This is a genomic window from Halomonas sp. LC1 (genome assembly GCF_030247125.1).
GTDB lineage: Bacteria > Pseudomonadota > Gammaproteobacteria > Pseudomonadales > Halomonadaceae > Vreelandella.
On the sequence record NZ_JASSPG010000003.1, the window covers coordinates 126,921 to 142,923 of the forward strand.

Below are 16,003 nucleotides of genomic sequence, written 5' to 3' on the forward strand. Positions count from 1 at the left end.
CTGATCTCCTTAATAAAGTTCGGCAGTGGATGCATCTTGAAAGCATCCGTAATGTGTCAGTAACTGGTCGAGATAGGTGTGCGCAAGATGGCGCGCTTCTGCGGCATCTAGGCCTTCCGGGGCCAGCGCGCCGCGAAGCCACAGGCCATCGATCATGGCAGCCAAACCACGGGCCGCGTTGCGAGCGTCGGCGCGTGGCATGACCCGATGGAACTGGTGGCAGAGATTGGCGTACAAGCGGCGATCGTTAACGTATTGAAGACGTTGCAACACCGGCTTGTGCATGCTGCTGGCCCAGAAGGCAAGCCAGGTCTTCGCGGCGGGCCCGGTCACCTGGGTGCGGTCGAAGTTGCCCTCAATAATCGCACCGATATGGGCACGGGGAGAGTCGTCTTCCAACGCATGGCGTCGTGCCGCGACGGCATCGCTTAGATCCGTCAATATTTGACGCATGGTGGCTTCGAGCAGGCCATCCTTGCCGCCAAAATAGTGGCTAATGATGCCGGCAGAGACACCCGCATGGCGGGCGATGCGCATGACCGTTGCCTCGGCCAGTCCCACTTCGTCAATGGCCGCCATCGTAGCCTTGATCAACTGTTGGCGGCGTATTGGTTCCATTCCCACCTTAGGCACAGCTATCTCCTAATGACGTTGAATGCCCATTGGCTCCTCGCCTTGAAAAGCAGGAGTAGGCATGGTTACCTGAATATGATGGCATTTTTTTATTGAACGTTCAATCAATAAAAGTGTGTCGAGCAGTTTCTCGCCTCTGCATTGCTCGCCGTAGAGCGCGTTTCAATAAAACAGATAACGAGGAAAGACGACGAATGAAACAGCTAACCCAACGTCATATGAGTGCTCTGTTCGTGACCGCTTGTCTGCCGATGACGGCTGCTGCTGATGAGTGTAGTAGCGTGCGTTTCGCCGAGGTGGGCTGGACCGATATCACGGCTACGACCGCCTTGGCCAGCGAAGTATTGGAGGCGCTAGGCTACGAGCCCCGTGTCGATACGGTCTCGGTCCCCATTGCCTACGCGGGCATGCGCAATGACGATTTCGATGTCTTCTTGGGTAACTGGATGCCCTCCATGGCGTCCATTAGCGATCCCTACATCGAGCGTGGCGACGTCGAACGCTTAACGGCCAACCTCCAAGGTGCCAAGTACACGCTGGCAGTGCCGCAATACGTGTACGACTCTGGGGTGACCTCGGTGAACGATTTGGCCGAACATGCCGATCGGTTCGAGCAGCGCATTCATGGCATCGAAGCGGGCAATGATGGCAACGAACTCATTCAGCAAATGATCGACGATGATGCATACGGGCTAGGCGATTGGCAGGTGATCGACTCCAGCGAGGCAGGCATGCTGGCCGAGTTGAGCGCACGGGTTCCCAATGAAAAGTGGATGGTTTTTTTGGGTTGGGAGCCGCACCCCATGAACACCAATTTCGAGATGGCGTACCTGTCTGATGCAGACGACTACTTTGGCCCGAATCTCGGAGGTGCGACGGTCTACACCAATACTCGTGCTGGTTTCGTCGAGTCCTGCCCGAACGTCGGTGAATTGCTGAGCAACATGACGTTCACGCTAGAGATGGAAAACCAGCTGATGAGCGCCATCATGGACGAGGGTGTCGAACCTCGCGAAGCGGCGCGTACGTATCTCAATGATCACCCGGAAGTACTCGAGGCTTGGTTAGAAGGCGTGACCACGCGTGAAGGTGAAGAGGCACTGCCTGTTGTCAAAGCGGCGCTGTAAGCCCGTTTGCGCTTAGTGAATCGCACGATGAAAAAAGGCAGGCCGTTTCGGCTTGCCTTTTGACGCTAATATAGGCATACTCTGCACCCGCTGATGTCGAAAAGGCTACGTAGCTCAGCTGGTTAGAGCACATCACTCATAATGATGGGGTCCCCTGTTCAAATCAGGGCGTAGCCACCAATCAGCGCCAGTATGCGGCTCAAAAGCATACGATTATGGTGGCCCCTTAGGTCCTCCCGCAACGCTAAACTGCGAACCCCGCCAGGCCCGGAAGGGAGCAACGGTAGTGGTGGCTGCGTGTGCCGGGATGTGGCTTTTGGGGCCGCCTCCATATATCTCCTTCTTTCCAAAATGACACGATTCATTGCGGATGCTGCCATTTATACTCGCACTTTGCAGCTTGCCCCTATCAATCAGACTTGAAAGTTTGCCAATCAAAAGGATTGCAATCTCCTAATGGTTGAGCCTTACCTTTTGCTGTACGAGCGCCTTGATTTCGTACGTAACAATAAGTCAAAGCCCTTCCCCGCTTAGCCAGTGAATTTTATTATTTCTTTAAAAAATAAGTCTTGCAGGTACGAGGCTTTGAATATTGTGATTATTTGCGAAGCAGAAAATGCGCCTTAGCTATGATTGATTGGGTTAGATTCGGCTAGTCGCATTTGTTTTGCCTCTCATGGGTATAGCATGCAGTGCTCGTCGAGCAACTCAGTCCACGACATATCCTTAATGCAACAGTTCCAGTGTTCAGAGGGCCATCACCGCCTCGTCCATTACGTTGTGCGTGGCCTCCATTTGTCTTAGCGACTCGGTCGGCAACTATTCTGCTTACATTATGACTTTTATGTTGGGAGCTGATTAGCGACGTACAAAGTTGCTAAGCCTATATACCATAAATCACTAATTTAGATAGTGTTTTAATGCATGACGATGCTTGATAAGAGGTGTTCCTTTATGTAAATTAAAATCTTTATCATTTGCGGCTTAGTCGGGTCAACCATGGCATCCTTACCTAATGCACATCACCATGCGCAGGCGGAGTCTCTCTACCGGTCGCATCACCAGTGGTTGAAAAACTGGTTGCAACAAAAGATTGGCTGTGCCGAAAAAGCGTCAGATTGCGCTCACGATGCGTTCTATCGGGTACTCAGTCGCCCTGATAGCGGTGAAGTAAAGCAACCAAAGGCTTTTTTAGCGAAAATTGCTACCCGTTTATTGATTGATAGTGCTCGCCGGTTTCGCCTTGAGCAGGCATGGCGAGAGGCCTATGCAGAAATGGAAGCCGAGCATTCGTTTGCCCCCTCAGCGGAAGAGGTTAATGAGGTGCTGGATATTTTGGAGCGCGTAGCCTCGCTCCTGGAGGGGCTGGGTGAAAAGCCGCGTCGGGCCTTTTTGCGCTTCCGCCTTGATGGTGCATCACAAGCTGAAATCGCTGAAGAGCTAGGAGTGAGTGTAAGCATGGTAAAAAAGTACGTTGCACAAGGTCTGTTGCACTGTCATCTTGCACTTCAAGAAAATCCAATGTGAGTTCTAGCGCGTGAGTCCACTTCACTCCATTAACCAGGCGTATTCTTCGCAACCTCTTTCTGAAAAGGCGCTTCGGGAAGCAGCTGAATGGTGTGTGGTACTCGCAGATGAGGATATTTCCCAGGATCAGCGTCGAGATTTCGATGCCTGGCTACAACGCAGCGAAGAAAACGTGTGTGCATGGGAATCCATGCGCGATACATGGAATTCATTTTCCAGTGCCGAACAGCCAGGGCTCAGCACAACCCTAGTGCACACGTTTGAGCAGGAGCGCGCGGAACGGCGTAGCCTTTTAGGTAAAAGTGGTGGTTTTGCAGTGTTGTTGTTTTCCTTGTTTACTGCAGGATGGTGGGCGAGCGGAATACCGGCGCCACAATATCTGATGGCAGATCATCATACCGCTGTGGGCGAGCGAAAGACGGTAGTATTGGATGATGGCAGTCAGTTGACGCTTGATGCGACCTCCGCCGTTAATATAGCTTTCAACCAGAATCTGCGAAGTATTGAGCTCTTGAAAGGGCGTGTCTTTGTCGAGGTGGCGCCTGATAACTCACGACCACTGGAGGTCGTAACGAACGAAGGAAGTGTTCGCGCGCTAGGAACTGCGTTCAGCGTCGAGCGTCGGTTCCAGGCTGATATGCCGTCGTTGCGGGTAGCTGTGTATGAGTCGCGTGTCGATGTCTGCCCACGTGATACCGCCTGCCAAGAAGTGGGTAGCGGCCATGGGGGAGAGGTAGTGCATGACACCTTTTTACCGCAAGCGCTCAACTCAACAGCGGAGAAGCCTGCTTGGACGGCTGGCACCCTGACGCTGGATGACCGTCCCCTGGTTGAAGTGCTCGATGAGCTGGCACGCTACCATCACGGTGCACTGCGCTACGATGCGGCCGAACTCGCAGAGTTGAGGGTTTCGGGCGTGCTGCCTCTGGGCGATATGGATAAAGCACTGGACGTCCTCGCACGCGCCCTGCCTATTAGGGCGCAGCGCTTTACCCCTTGGTTGATCAGCATCAAACGCAAAAAAGAATAAAAATTTTTCGCATTTGCTGTCCCTTTCGCTTTTGGGTTCGTCTTGATAGGCAGAACACCAAAATACAAGGGACCAACGATGTCTTTTTCCAAGTATTCCAACCCATTTACGCTCCGGCCTATTGCCCTGGCCATCGCAATCGCGACGGCGACCGGTGGGCCACTGCTCCCCACCAGCGTTTTTGCGCAACAAGAGGGCGCTGAAGCGGAAACACCGCTTCGCCAGACCTATTATGTGCCTGCGGGCTCTCTTACCATGGTGCTCAATACGCTGGCCCAGCAAGCGGGTCTTAGCCTCTCTTTTGATCCCGGTTTAACCCAGGGTATGGCCAGCGAAGGTCTGGACGGTCAGTATTCGACCGCCGAAGCCCTAGACGAGGTGCTGGCAGATACCGGGCTGGATGCCCGTTTTACCGGGGCCGACAGGGTGACACTGGCGCGCGAAACCTCTCAGGCGAATGGTGGGGAGACCTCGCTGCAGACCATCGAAGTGCTGGGTCGCAACATTACTTCGGACTTCGCCGACTCGACCTTCGCCGCGACCAAGACCGAAACGCACATTCTCGATGTGCCCCAGACGGTCAATGCCGTCACTAAGGAGGTCATTGAGGAGCAGAACCTTCTTGCGCTTAACGACATCACTCCCTTTGTGGCTGGGATGAACGAATTCTCGGTCTATGACGACATTACCATTCGTGGCTTTCGGAACTCGGACGACCGGCGTGTCAACGGCCTGCGGGTCTACAACAATTTCTGGACGCAGCCCTATATCGCCAACGTCGAGCGTGTTGAGGTGATAAAGGGGCCATCCGCGGTGCTCTACGGCCAGGCTAGCCCCGGTGGGGTAGTCAATATCGTCACCAAGAAGCCCTTGGCAGAGAGCCGGCATGAAGTGCGCGGCGACCTGGGCACCTTCGGCGGCGGAGACAATCAGGGTCTGCTCGCTGTCGATACCACCGGGCCGATAAACGATAGTGGTACTCTTTTGTATCGCTTCAATGCGTCACAGTGGGACCACGACTCGTTCAGGACAGAAATCTTCGACGAGGGCTACAGTCTCTCGCCATCGCTGTCTTGGGTACCCAGCGAGGACACTCGACTCAACTTGGAGCTGAATTACACGAGCCGAGAAACCGTGCTGGACCGGGGCCAGCCCAACCTCGCCGACGCCAGTGACCTCGGCGCAGTGCCCACTAATGTTTCGGTCACTCAGCCTGGCGATGGTTTCGAAACTCAGGACTTCACGGCCTCACTTTCCTTGGATCAGGCTCTGTCGGATCAGTGGCGCTTGGCAGGTACTATTCAGTATCACAGCTATGACGAGGAACTGGGGGAGCACCGCGTCGCTGGTAGCCTTCCCTCAGGCAGCGAGTACAACGTCAGATATGGCGAGCGTCAGTCTGAAGCCGAGACACTCAGCGGCACCCTCTATGCTACGGGCCGGTTCGATACTGGTAATTTAGCTCACGAGCTTGTTGTCGGCCTCGATGCGCTGAGCCAGGAGACCGAATCACAAGAACAGCAGGTGGACAACGTCTTCGTCTTCGACGTGCTCAACCCTGAGAATGTTCGCCGACCAGTGGACTCCTACTCGCTGACTACTCCCTCATGGAGTCCCTGGGGGGAAGACAATACGCGTACAGGTCTGTTCATTCAGGATCGAGTCACCTTGGGTGATTGGGACTTTCTCGCAGGTCTGCGCTACTCCAATTTCAGCACCCAGCCAATGGGTGGGGAAGAGAACTCGGACAATGATCTGGCGCCTCGTCTAGGAACCGTTTATCGCTACACCGATGACCTTAGCTTTTACGGCACCTACGCTGAGGGATTCGAGCCCAATTTCGGCTACACGTCGGCACAAGGTGGCCCTTTCGATCCGACCACTAGCCGCTTGTTCGAGGTCGGCGCCAAGCATCTCGCCTTCGGCGGCGACCTGCTCTTCACCGCGGCGCTCTATCACATCATCAACGATGACATTGTGACATGGGTAGACGCGGGTAGCGGTTCCGATCTCTACCGTCAGCGTGGCCAGGAGCAGTCTACCGGTCTGGAGCTGGAAGCGATCGGCAATATTACCGATCGCCTGTCGGTGATCGCGAACTACGCCTACAACAATGCGGAGGTGACCGAAGACGAGGTTACAGAGAACGTGGGCAAGACAAAGGAAGGGGCTCCCCACCATATGGCCACGCTTTGGGGAAAGTACGACCTGGGTAACGGATTCGCAGTGGGTGCTGGCGCCGAATATGTCGGCGAACGAGAGACGTTTGAGGAGGGCTTCACTCTGCCTGACTACACGCTCTACAACGCCGGACTCTTCTATGAGACTGGTGGTTTGAATGTTTCTTTGATGGGCAAGAACTTGACGGATGAGGAGCACTGGACTGGCGGTTACTACCCTGGCCGCGTCTATCCGGGTGATCAACTGAAAGTCACGCTCTCGGCAAGTTACGCCTTCTGAAAACGATGATTTTGACCGGTCACAGCTTCCGCAAAAAGTCGCCACTCCAGGCCCGCGCTCTTGCCGCGGGCTATGGCGCCACGCCCATCCTCGATGACCTCGAACTGGACGTGCCGGATGGTCAGCTCACCGTGCTGCTCGGGCCCAATGGCTGCGGCAAGTCGACGCTGCTACGTACCATGGCGCGTCTGGTCGCACCCATGAGCGGCTCGGTACTGCTTGATGGCAGCGACATCCATCGTCTACCCACCCGCGAGGTGGCCAAGCGGCTGGGCCTGCTGCCCCAGTCGCCGATGGCGCCGGAAGGACTGCGCGTGCGTGAACTGGTCGCTCAGGGGCGCTTTCCGCACCAGAGCCTGTTGCGCCAGTGGACCACGCAGGATGAGGCGGCCGTTGCCCGGGCGCTCGCCATCACCGGCGTCGAGGCACTGGCCGAACGACCGCTGGGCACGTTATCCGGCGGGCAGCGCCAGCGCTGCTGGATCGCAATGACGCTGGCTCAGGAAACGCCGCTGATCCTGCTCGACGAACCCACCACCTTTCTCGACCTGCGCTACCAGCTGGAAATCCTCGAGCTGATGGTGCAGCTTACCCACCGCCACGGCCGCACCGTGGTGGCGGTGCTGCACGATTTGAACCATGCGGCGGCCCATGCCGACAATCTGGTGCTGCTGCGTGAGGGAAAGGTGTATGCCGAGGGGCCGCCCGAGGCGGTGTTTACGGCGAAAAACATCGAGGCAGTGTTCGGCGTGGCCTGTAGCATCCTGCGCGACCCAGCGAGCGGACATCTGCTCTGCGCGCCGGCAAGGGGTGGGGCTGTGCCTGTCGCGCAACATCAGGCGATTGGGCCATGACGTCGCTGGTCGCAAAGCGTCCGGCAGCCGGGCGGGTAGGGCGGCTTGGTGCCGGTGCGCTGGCGCTCGTCGTGCTACTTCTGCTCGCTTTCGCCCATTTGGAACTCGGCGCTCGCGACGTGCCGCTTGCCACCTTGGTCGAGGCGCTGATGGCCTATAACCCCGAGCAGTTTGAGCACTTCATCATCCGCGAGATGCGCCTGCCGCGCCTGCTGATCGCGCTGGTGGTCGGGGCGGCGCTGGCAGTGGCCGGAGCCCTGATGCAAGGAGTCACCCTCAATCCGCTCGCCGCGCCGGACATCCTCGGGGTGAACCTGGGCGCCTCCCTGGCGGTGGTGCTGGCTACCGCCTTCGGTCTCGGCAGCCTGGAGACGCTGCCGTGGTTTGCCTTCTCCGGTGCGCTCTTTACTAGCCTTTTGGTCTACCTGATCGGCTCGCTGGGCCGAAGTGGTGCTACCCCGCTCAAGCTCACCCTGGCTGGAGTGGCGGTCTCGGCGTTTCTCGGCGCGATGATGAGCGCCGGTCACCTGCTGCATGAAGCGGGCTTCGAACGCCTGCGCGTGTGGCTCGCCGGCACTCTTGCTGGGCGCGACTTGGATGTCTTTGCGGCGGCGTTGCCCTACCTTGTCGTGGGGTTCGTCCTGGCGCTACTGCTGGCGCGTCAGGTCACGGCCCTGGCCCTGGGTGCGGATGTTGCCCGCGGTCTTGGCATTCACACGGCGCGGCTGCGAGTCCTGGCGCTTGGCTGCGTGGTGCTGCTGTGTGGCGCCGCAGTCACGGTCACCGGCCCTATCGGCTTTATTGGCCTGGTGGTGCCTCACATGGTGCGCACCTTCGTCGGGCTTGACTACCGCTGGGTCGTGCCTCTTTCGGCGCTAGTCGGCGCGGCGGTGCTCACGGCGGCTGATATCGTTGCACGCGTTCTGCTGGCGCCGCAGGAGCTCGCCACCGGTATCGTCACCGCGCTGGTGGGGGCGCCGATCTTCGTTGCCCTCGTGCGATGGCAGGTGCGCTGATGACCACGTTCCGAACCGCCTTCCACGGCCCACGACAGCTGCGCCTGCGCAGCCGCGGACAGCGTATCGCGCTGCTGCTGCCGCTGCGCTCGCTGATTGTGCTCCTTGGCCTTGCTGTCGCACTTCTAGCCGTGATCGGCATCAGTGTGGCCAACGGTAGCTATCCGGTGCCTCTTGCCGAGGTGTTCGCCGCGTTGACCGGTAGTGATGCGGTGGACCCCCAGATGGCGCTGATCGTGCGCGAGTTTCGCCTGCCGCGTTCGCTCGCGGCGGCCCTGGCCGGCGTGCTTTTCGCAGTCTCGGGGGCCTGCCTGCAGGCGATAACGCGCAACCCCCTGGCTGACCCCTCGCTGGTCGGTGTCTCTCAGGGGGCTGGGGTAGCAGTGCTGATCGTGCTGGTGGCCTTGCCGGTGATACCGGTGAGTGCGGTGCCACTGGCCGCGATGCTGGGCGCTTTTGTAGTGGTCGGACTCATGTACGCCCTGGCCGGACGTGACGGCGGCAATACCGTTCGCTTCATCCTCACCGGCATCGGCGTGGGTGCCTTTCTGGGCGCAGTTAGCAGTCTGCTAATCACCTACGGGGAGCTCGAACGGGTAATGACGGCCATGGTGTGGCTGGCCGGCAGCGTGCACGCCGCTGGCTGGGGCGATGTTGCGCTGCTCGCGACCTGGGTCGCCCTGGTGCTGCCTGTGATGCTCTCGGCCAGCCGCGGGCTCAACGCCATGCTGCTGGGGGAGGCCACGGCCGTCGGCCTGGGGCTGCCGGTGCGTCGGGTGCTGGTGATCACCGTGGTCGCTGCGGTGGCCGCAGCGGCGGGGGCAGTCTCCGCCGTCGGTACCCTAGGGTTTGTGGGTCTGGTGGCACCACATGTCGCCCGGCTGCTGGTGGGCGAGCGCCAGGGGATGTTGCTCGTTGCCAGTGCGCTCGTTGGGGCAGTGCTGGTGGCGGCAGCGGATATGATCGGACGGCTTGCCTTTGCTCCGGTGCAGCTCCCTGCCGGTATCGTGACTGCTCTGATTGGTGTGCCGTATTTCATCGCGCTGCTGTGGCAGCGTCGCCACTCACTTTGACCGGAGGCTTAATGTCCTCTTACAAGCACCGTTTTTGCTCGGTGGAAAACCAACAAGGCGGCGAGCCGCTGGTGGGCAAGGGGGGGCTGTTCCAGCCCCACCTGCTCTTAGCCTGGCCGCGCCGCAAATGGGACGATCACGTATTTGCCGCCAAAGACATGCCCGACGCGGTAGCCGTGCGTCTGGAAGCTCTGCGCAAACAGGGTTGGCGGGTCCAGCTGATCGATCGGCGCGGCCATAACCACACTCTACGTCGGCTGCTCGCTCCCATGTCCGGGCACGAATACGCCGCCTCAGACGCAGATCTGACTAACCTGCTGGACGCCTTGCACGACGGCTTGGCGGCTGCTGATACTTGGCATTGTGGCAGCACTACGCAACGGTTGCTGCTCTGCTGCACTCACGGCAAGGTCGACCGCTGTTGCGCCAAGTTCGGCAACGCTGCTTACCAAGCGCTCTGCCGCGAGAACAAAGCACGAGGCTTCGATTTCGACATCTGGGAGAGTTCTCACGTCGGCGGTTGCCGTCTGGCTGCCAACGTTGTGTCTCTACCAGCGCTCCATCGCTATGGCCGGGTCACCCCAGAGCTGGTGCCAGAGCTCCTCGCAACCGAGGCGCAGGGGAAGCCCTACCTGCCGTGCTTTCGCGGACGTGCTGGTCTCAATCCTCTGGAGCAGTGCGCCGATCTTGCCGCGCGTCGTTGGCTATCTGAGCAGGGAGTTCAGGCCGAGGTAAAGGTGACTGCCGTGGAAGAGCCGCAGACACCTTGTGAGGTGGTAGTGCCTGTGCAATGTGAGACTGATCGACACGTCAACACTTTGAATATTCGCTGCCGCTCGCGAGTGTTAACCGGGTACGGCAACTGCGGCGCGATGGCGAGCGGTGAAACCCACTCCCAACTGGTCTGGTGGGTTGAGTCAGTCACGGCGCCGACTGCAAAGGAGATGTTGCCGTGCGACTAGCCTTGCTACTGGTCGGTTGGGTATTTGCTCTCTCCGCCGCGGCACAGACGCGTACCTTAGAGGATGCCAATGGCATGGTCGAGATACCGCTTGAACCCAAGCGTATCGTGTCCTTGAACGACGCCTCAATCACTCATCCGCTGATCGAACTGGGGGCGCCGGTGGTGGCAAGTCACGGGCGGCTCGAATTTGACGGAACGCCTTACCTGCGCGGCGTTCGTGATTTTCGCGGCGAGGGTTTCGAGGATCACGACATCGCTTTTCTCGGTGTCTTCAACCAGCTCGACGTCGAACACATTGCCGCCTTGGCACCTGATCTGATCATCGCTCCGCCCTGGCAGCAGGAGGTATTACCCGGCCTTGAGCGCATCGCGCCGGTGGTGACGGTTCCCTGGTCAGAAGAGGGCAGTCTGGAGGCGTATCGATTGATTGCTGACGCCGCAGGGCGTCTGGAGCAGTACGAACACATGCTGGCGAGTTATCAAGCGCGTGTCGAGGAGCTGCGCGACTGGCTTGGAGAACCCGGCGAAATTCACCTTGCCCTTCTTCAGTCATGGGAAGGCCAGATCAGCGTTTATCGTGAGTACGGTGCACTTAGCCAGGTGATCCAGGACATCGGCTTTGGGGAGCCACCGGGTTTGCCAGATTTCGATGGCCAGTCAATTAGCCTGAGCCCCGAAAAGCTGCCCGAGCTTGAGGCGGATTTCATTTTCGATACCTTCGAGCCGAACTTCGGTGGTAGGCCACAGGATCCAGGAAAGCGCTTCGAGCAGGCCCTGCCGGGCTGGTGCGATCGGCTCTTTGCCTGCCGCAACCGGCAGTACGTGCGGCTTGAGCGCAGTAAGGTCATGGGTGAGAGTTTCGACGCCTATCATTACGTGCTTGACCAACTCACCACCCACATCGCCGGTCGCGACTACGTGTTGCTGGACTAACTTATGGAAAGCCCCCATGCCGCCAACTTTCGGTCAGCCGCCGTTCCCAAGCAGTCCTATCGCCTTTGCTTTCTGGGCGGTACAGCGTTTTATCCCCCGCCGCGCCTGCCTCATGATACTTACGGCCGTGCTCGCGGCTGGTCTGCAGGCATTCATCCCTTTCGTTGTCGGGCGCCTTGTCGATGCCGTGGCGGCCGTCGCCGACGGGACCAAAGGGCCAGAAGAGATCCTTTGGCTGTTTACAGCACTGGTGGCGTGCTGGCTGCTCGGTCCGCTTTTACAGCGCCTCTACGTACTAGTCAACGCCTTTACGGTACCGCGCCTGCGGGCCGATGTGACTAACCGCCTGTTTGCCTGGACCACTGGCCACGCTCCGCAGTTTTTCCACGATCGTTTTGCTGGCGCGCTCAGCCAGCGCGTGCGTCAGGCGGCCGACGGCGCAGGTTGGCTGCTGAACGAAGTAGCCGCAGCCGGACCTCGCACCTTCATCACGCTGCTGGTCTCCGGTGGGTTGATCGCCACGACGCTGCCTCAATTCGTGGTCGCCTATGTCATTTTTTCCGGGGTCTTCGTTGCCGTGGCCGTTATCATGGCGCGTTTCGGGGTAGTGTTCTCCCAGCGCATGGCCGAGGCGCGCTCCCACGTCAGCGGGTGTTTGGCGGACAGCTTTGGGAATGCGGAAATCATGCGTGACTTCTCTGGTGCGCGGTACGAGCAGAAGGTGCTCGGAGACGTCGTCGACGAAGAGTACCGCAGGACACGCGATGCTCGGCTTTACTTCACTGCCATGCGTGTGGTGCTTCTGCTCATCACCGTAGGATTCATGACCGGGCTCACCTGGCTAGCATTAGGCCACGCCAGTGAAGGCGCGCTCAGCGCCGGCGATATTGCCATGCTGTTGACTATCGGTGTGAACCTCGCCATGGTGATCACCGAGCTGGGCGACGATGTTTTGGAGTGTTTCGAGTTTGTCGGCGTACTGCGCGAGAGTCTCGACTCACTCGCTACCCCTCATGCAATCGTTGATGCCCCAGAGGCACGGTCGCTTGAGGTGACGGATGGCGCCATCGAGCTGGATGGTGTGGGCTATGGCTACGCCGATGGAACGCGCGTATTCAACGGTCTGAACCTTGCAATCGGGGCAGGAGAAAGGGTCGGGCTGGTTGGCACTTCGGGTGCTGGCAAGAGTACGCTGCTTAAGCTGCTGGCCCGTCATTACGCCCTGGAAGAGGGCATCATTCGCATCGATGGCCAGGATATCTCCGCCGTCGAGTGGGAGAGTCTACACCGCGAGATCGCTAAGGTTTCCCAGAGTAACGAACTCTTCCACCGCAGCATTCGCGACAACATACGCTACGCCCGTCCCGAGGCGTCTGATGCCGACGTGGAGGCCGCAGCCCGCGCCGCTCACTGTCATGATTTCATCATTTCCCGGCCAGGCGGCTATGATGCCGTCGTGGGCGAGCGTGGCGTGAAGCTCTCCGGTGGCGAGCGCCAGCGCATCACCATCGCCCGGGCGCTGCTCAAGGATGCCCCCATACTGCTACTTGACGAGGCGACGGCATCGCTCGACAGCGAGAGCGAAGCGGCGATCCAGGCAGCGCTGTGGCGGCTGATGGAAGGCCGCACGGTGATTGCTATCGCCCATCGCCTTTCCACCGTGACACAAATGGATCGAATCTTATACATGGAGGCCGGGCGTATTGTGGAGACTGGCAGTCACACTGAGCTACTGAACCTTAATGGTGGTTACGCTGCGTTGTGGCACCGCCAGGCGGTAACCAATTAAACAAGTTTGCATTTTTTAGTGCTTTTGAATTGTGCAGATTTACTACATAAGCGGACGATCGTTTTACTTAAGCCGAATTTAAGTAGAAAAGATAATTTCGATAGTGTCTTTCCTATTCTTTTCTTTCCAGTTATCGACTTCTTCGCTTTGCGTCGGCGTTATTGGTCGCTATCCACACTATTTTTTGTCGCTAAAGCTCCTTTTGGTTCTGCTAGCCAGCTTGGCAGGGCGCGTGTTTCTTCGTCTTGCGCGCACGAAAAAACCACTGCCGGGCGCTGCCTCTTCTTGCAGATGGCTGAGAAGAGATCGGCCGGACAGTGGCGTAGTGCTACGGGGGCGTGTGAGGTCAATCGTGCGGGAGGCTCATGGCATATTCAATGAGCATCAGCGTGCAGCAACAGCGCTTTCCCTTTGGCGATCCAAGTGGCCAGAAATCCGCGTGAGCACCAACGCAAGCACTACGATACCAGCCCCCATCCAGGCCGTGTCGGTGAGCTGCATTCCATCGACGACGTAGCCACCGATGACAGAGCCCAGCGCAATCCCAATGTTGAACGCGGCGATGTTCAACCCTGACGCGATATCGACAGCTTCAGGGACGAAGCGCTCGGCTTGCTGTACCACATACACTTGCAGCCCCGGTACGTTACCAAACGCAAAGGCTCCCCAGATCAGCACCGTCAGCACGGCGGCGATGGGATGGGCCGCTGATAGAGTCAGCATCAGTAAAATGGCGATGAGGCCCGAAAAGATTACTGTCAGCGCACGTATGGGCCCCATGCGGTCCGCCATTTTACCGCCGTAGATGTTGCCGAAGGCGACGGATACGCCATAGACCAGCATGATCAAGCTCACGGCATTATTTCCAAAGCCGCTCACCTCTTGCAGGATGGGTGCCAAGTACGTGAACGCCGTGAACGTGCCGCCATAGCCCAGAATAGTGATCAGGTACACGAGCAGTAGGCGAGGATGCGTAAGCACCTTGAGCTGTTGGCCGAGGGTCGCTGGCGCGGACTTTTTCAAGTTGTTGGGGACGAGGAGGGCGCTGCCGATCAAGGCGATTAGGCCTAGAGACGACACCACCAAGAAGGTGGCGCGCCAACCGAAGTTTTGTCCAATCCACGTGCCTAGCGGTACGCCGGTCACGAGCGCCACGGTAAGACCTGTGAACATGATGGCAATCGCGCTCGCTTCTTTATCTTTGCTGACCAAGCTGGTGGCAATGGTCGAGCCGATAGAGAAAAAGACGCCGTGGGCAAGCCCCGTCAAAATACGTGCGGTAATCAACGAGCCGTAGCCCGGCGCTTGCCAGGCCAGCAAGTTACCGACGATGAACAGCGCCATCAGGCCGAGCAGCACCAGCTTGCGATTCATACGACCAGTGAGGGCGGTCAGCACCGGTGCGCCAACGGCAACACCAGCGGCGTAGAGGCTTACTAACAGTCCTGCCGAAGGCAGCGAAACGCCCAAGTCTTGGGCGATGGTGGGCACCAATCCGACAATCACAAATTCGGTGGTACCAATAGCAAAGGCACTAAGGGTCAGTGCGAACAGTGCAATAGGCATGGCAAATCTCCTGAAAAGAGAGGAACGACGTAACGCTGCGGAGTTTGCGCCGGATGCCTTGTGCGATAAACAGTACTAAAATAGAAACACTTTTACGTTATCGACAATAATGTGTGCGCTAGGAGTTCATCATGTTGAGCCGCACCGAAGATCTGCAGCTCCTGGTTGCCGTCGTGGATAGCGGTGGTTTCAGCGCAGCGGCCCGGCAGATGGATGTGCCCGTCGCCAAGGTCTCCCGTGCCGTGCAGCGTTTGGAGCAGCGGCTGGGTATCCCATTACTGAACCGTACGACCCGCAGTGTGACCCTCACCAGTGAAGGGCGCGCCTTTATCGAGCGGGTCAGGGTGGGTTTGAGCGCGCTTGAAGAAGCCGAAGAGGCGATGCGGTTGAGCCAGGTGCGCCCGAGTGGGCGGCTGCGTGTCGATGCGGCGACGCCTTTCGTACTGCATCAACTGGTGCCTTTGATTGGCGCATTTCGTGATCATTATCCGGGTATCGAGCTCGAGCTGTCCGCCTCTGATAGCATCATCAATCTGTTGGAGCAGCGTACGGATGTCGCGATCCGCATTGGTGGGCTAGAGGACTCCACGCTTCACGCCCGCCTATTGGGGCGCTCGCCGCTGCACCTAGTGGCAAGCCCACATTACTTGGAACGTCACGGTGTGCCGGTTAGCCCGGCAGCATTGCGAGATCATCAGTTACTTGGGTTTCTGAACGCAGACAGTCTGGATCGCTGGCCGGTCGAAGGGTTAACGCAGGAAGGCCCCAATATTCAAGCGCACCTGCGAACCTCGAGCGGCGAGGTCATGCGGCAGCTGTGCTTGGCAGGCGAGGGTATCGCTTGTATGTCTCGGTTTATGATTCGTAACGACTTGGAGAAAGGCGCGCTGGTGGGGTTGATGATGGATCGTATGATCAGCCCGAACCCACGTGAAATGGTTCAAGCGGTCTATTATCGTAATACGGCGCTTTCGGGCAGAATTGGTGCGTTTCTAGATTTCGTGGCACCTCGGCTAAGGCTTTGATGATGA

The 16,003-nt window shown here is 58.4% G+C and carries 13 protein-coding genes, 1 tRNA gene and 1 other RNA gene; 13 read left to right on the plus strand and 2 right to left on the minus strand.

What is annotated here, in order from left to right:
- Positions 1 to 9: 9 nt before the first annotated feature.
- Complete coding sequence (gene betI / locus QIT27_RS06260; protein WP_159342401.1) at positions 10 to 618, minus strand: transcriptional regulator BetI; 609 nt, start codon at positions 616 to 618, stop codon at positions 10 to 12.
- Positions 619 to 827: 209 nt separating this feature from the next.
- On the opposite strand from betI, the gene QIT27_RS06265 reads away from it, so the two are divergent.
- The 12 genes from QIT27_RS06265 (at position 828) to QIT27_RS06320 (ending at position 13,406) form a co-directional block, all read left to right on the plus strand.
- On the plus strand, positions 828 to 1,760 hold the full coding sequence (locus QIT27_RS06265) for a choline ABC transporter substrate-binding protein (protein ID WP_285263227.1): 933 nt from the start codon (positions 828 to 830) through the stop codon (positions 1,758 to 1,760).
- Positions 1,761 to 1,863: 103 nt separating this feature from the next.
- Positions 1,864 to 1,940, plus strand: a tRNA-Met gene (locus tag QIT27_RS06270).
- A 45-nt stretch (positions 1,941 to 1,985) separates the two neighbouring features.
- An RNA gene (gene ffs, locus QIT27_RS06275) (signal recognition particle sRNA small type) lies at positions 1,986 to 2,082 on the plus strand.
- Between the two features lie 677 nt (positions 2,083 to 2,759).
- Entirely contained in the window at positions 2,760 to 3,287 is a 528-nt protein-coding gene (locus QIT27_RS06280; RefSeq protein WP_285263228.1) for a sigma-70 family RNA polymerase sigma factor, read from the plus strand.
- A gap of 10 nt (positions 3,288 to 3,297) precedes the next feature.
- Complete coding sequence (locus QIT27_RS06285) at positions 3,298 to 4,317, plus strand: FecR family protein (RefSeq protein WP_285263229.1); 1,020 nt, start codon at positions 3,298 to 3,300, stop codon at positions 4,315 to 4,317.
- A 78-nt stretch (positions 4,318 to 4,395) separates the two neighbouring features.
- Entirely contained in the window at positions 4,396 to 6,777 is a 2,382-nt protein-coding gene (locus QIT27_RS06290) for a TonB-dependent siderophore receptor (RefSeq protein ID WP_285263230.1), read from the plus strand.
- 5 nt (positions 6,778 to 6,782) lie between these two features.
- Positions 6,783 to 7,631 (plus strand): ABC transporter ATP-binding protein, encoded by an 849-nt coding sequence (locus QIT27_RS06295; protein WP_285263231.1) that lies wholly within the window; start codon positions 6,783 to 6,785, stop codon positions 7,629 to 7,631.
- Positions 7,628 to 8,647 (plus strand): FecCD family ABC transporter permease, encoded by a 1,020-nt coding sequence (locus QIT27_RS06300; protein WP_285263232.1) that lies wholly within the window; start codon positions 7,628 to 7,630, stop codon positions 8,645 to 8,647. The genes QIT27_RS06295 and QIT27_RS06300 overlap by 4 nt, the downstream gene beginning before the upstream one ends.
- On the plus strand, positions 8,647 to 9,720 hold the full coding sequence (locus tag QIT27_RS06305) for a FecCD family ABC transporter permease (protein WP_285263233.1): 1,074 nt from the start codon (positions 8,647 to 8,649) through the stop codon (positions 9,718 to 9,720). The genes QIT27_RS06300 and QIT27_RS06305 overlap by 1 nt, the downstream gene beginning before the upstream one ends.
- An 11-nt stretch (positions 9,721 to 9,731) precedes the next feature.
- Positions 9,732 to 10,682 carry a sucrase ferredoxin gene (locus tag QIT27_RS06310; protein ID WP_285263234.1) on the plus strand — a complete coding sequence of 317 codons (951 nt, stop codon included), beginning with the start codon at positions 9,732 to 9,734 and terminating at the stop codon, positions 10,680 to 10,682.
- Positions 10,673 to 11,617, plus strand: a complete 945-nt coding sequence (locus tag QIT27_RS06315) for an ABC transporter substrate-binding protein (RefSeq protein WP_285263235.1) — start codon at positions 10,673 to 10,675, stop codon at positions 11,615 to 11,617. Before QIT27_RS06310 ends, QIT27_RS06315 begins: the two co-directional genes overlap by 10 nt.
- A gap of 16 nt (positions 11,618 to 11,633) precedes the next feature.
- The gene (locus tag QIT27_RS06320; RefSeq protein ID WP_285263236.1) at positions 11,634 to 13,406 is read left to right on the plus strand and encodes an ABC transporter ATP-binding protein; all 1,773 of its coding nucleotides are present in this window, start codon (positions 11,634 to 11,636) and stop codon (positions 13,404 to 13,406) included.
- A 384-nt stretch (positions 13,407 to 13,790) separates the two neighbouring features.
- Here the strand turns inward: QIT27_RS06320 and QIT27_RS06325 are convergent, their stop codons facing one another.
- Positions 13,791 to 14,972 (minus strand): MFS transporter, encoded by a 1,182-nt coding sequence (locus QIT27_RS06325; RefSeq protein WP_285263237.1) that lies wholly within the window; start codon positions 14,970 to 14,972, stop codon positions 13,791 to 13,793.
- A gap of 131 nt (positions 14,973 to 15,103) precedes the next feature.
- On the opposite strand from QIT27_RS06325, the gene QIT27_RS06330 reads away from it, so the two are divergent.
- On the plus strand, positions 15,104 to 15,997 hold the full coding sequence (locus QIT27_RS06330) for a LysR family transcriptional regulator (RefSeq protein WP_285263238.1): 894 nt from the start codon (positions 15,104 to 15,106) through the stop codon (positions 15,995 to 15,997).
- The last annotated feature ends 6 nt before the right edge of the window (positions 15,998 to 16,003 follow it).

What these genes read in the sequence shown, in the direction of transcription:
- betI (WP_159342401.1), bottom strand. Translation starts at nt 618, where the DNA reads ATGGAACCAATACGCCGCCAACAGTTGATCAAGGCTACGATGGCGGCC.
- QIT27_RS06265 (WP_285263227.1), top strand. Translation starts at nt 828, where the DNA reads ATGAAACAGCTAACCCAACGTCATATGAGTGCTCTGTTCGTGACCGCT.
- QIT27_RS06280 (WP_285263228.1), top strand. Translation starts at nt 2,760, where the DNA reads ATGGCATCCTTACCTAATGCACATCACCATGCGCAGGCGGAGTCTCTC.
- QIT27_RS06290 (WP_285263230.1), top strand. Translation starts at nt 4,396, where the DNA reads ATGTCTTTTTCCAAGTATTCCAACCCATTTACGCTCCGGCCTATTGCC.
- QIT27_RS06295 (WP_285263231.1), top strand. Translation starts at nt 6,783, where the DNA reads ATGATTTTGACCGGTCACAGCTTCCGCAAAAAGTCGCCACTCCAGGCC.
- QIT27_RS06300 (WP_285263232.1), top strand. Translation starts at nt 7,628, where the DNA reads ATGACGTCGCTGGTCGCAAAGCGTCCGGCAGCCGGGCGGGTAGGGCGG.
- QIT27_RS06305 (WP_285263233.1), top strand. Translation starts at nt 8,647, where the DNA reads ATGACCACGTTCCGAACCGCCTTCCACGGCCCACGACAGCTGCGCCTG.
- QIT27_RS06310 (WP_285263234.1), top strand. Translation starts at nt 9,732, where the DNA reads ATGTCCTCTTACAAGCACCGTTTTTGCTCGGTGGAAAACCAACAAGGC.
- QIT27_RS06320 (WP_285263236.1), top strand. Translation starts at nt 11,634, where the DNA reads ATGCCGCCAACTTTCGGTCAGCCGCCGTTCCCAAGCAGTCCTATCGCC.
- QIT27_RS06325 (WP_285263237.1), bottom strand. Translation starts at nt 14,972, where the DNA reads ATGCCTATTGCACTGTTCGCACTGACCCTTAGTGCCTTTGCTATTGGT.
- QIT27_RS06330 (WP_285263238.1), top strand. Translation starts at nt 15,104, where the DNA reads ATGTTGAGCCGCACCGAAGATCTGCAGCTCCTGGTTGCCGTCGTGGAT.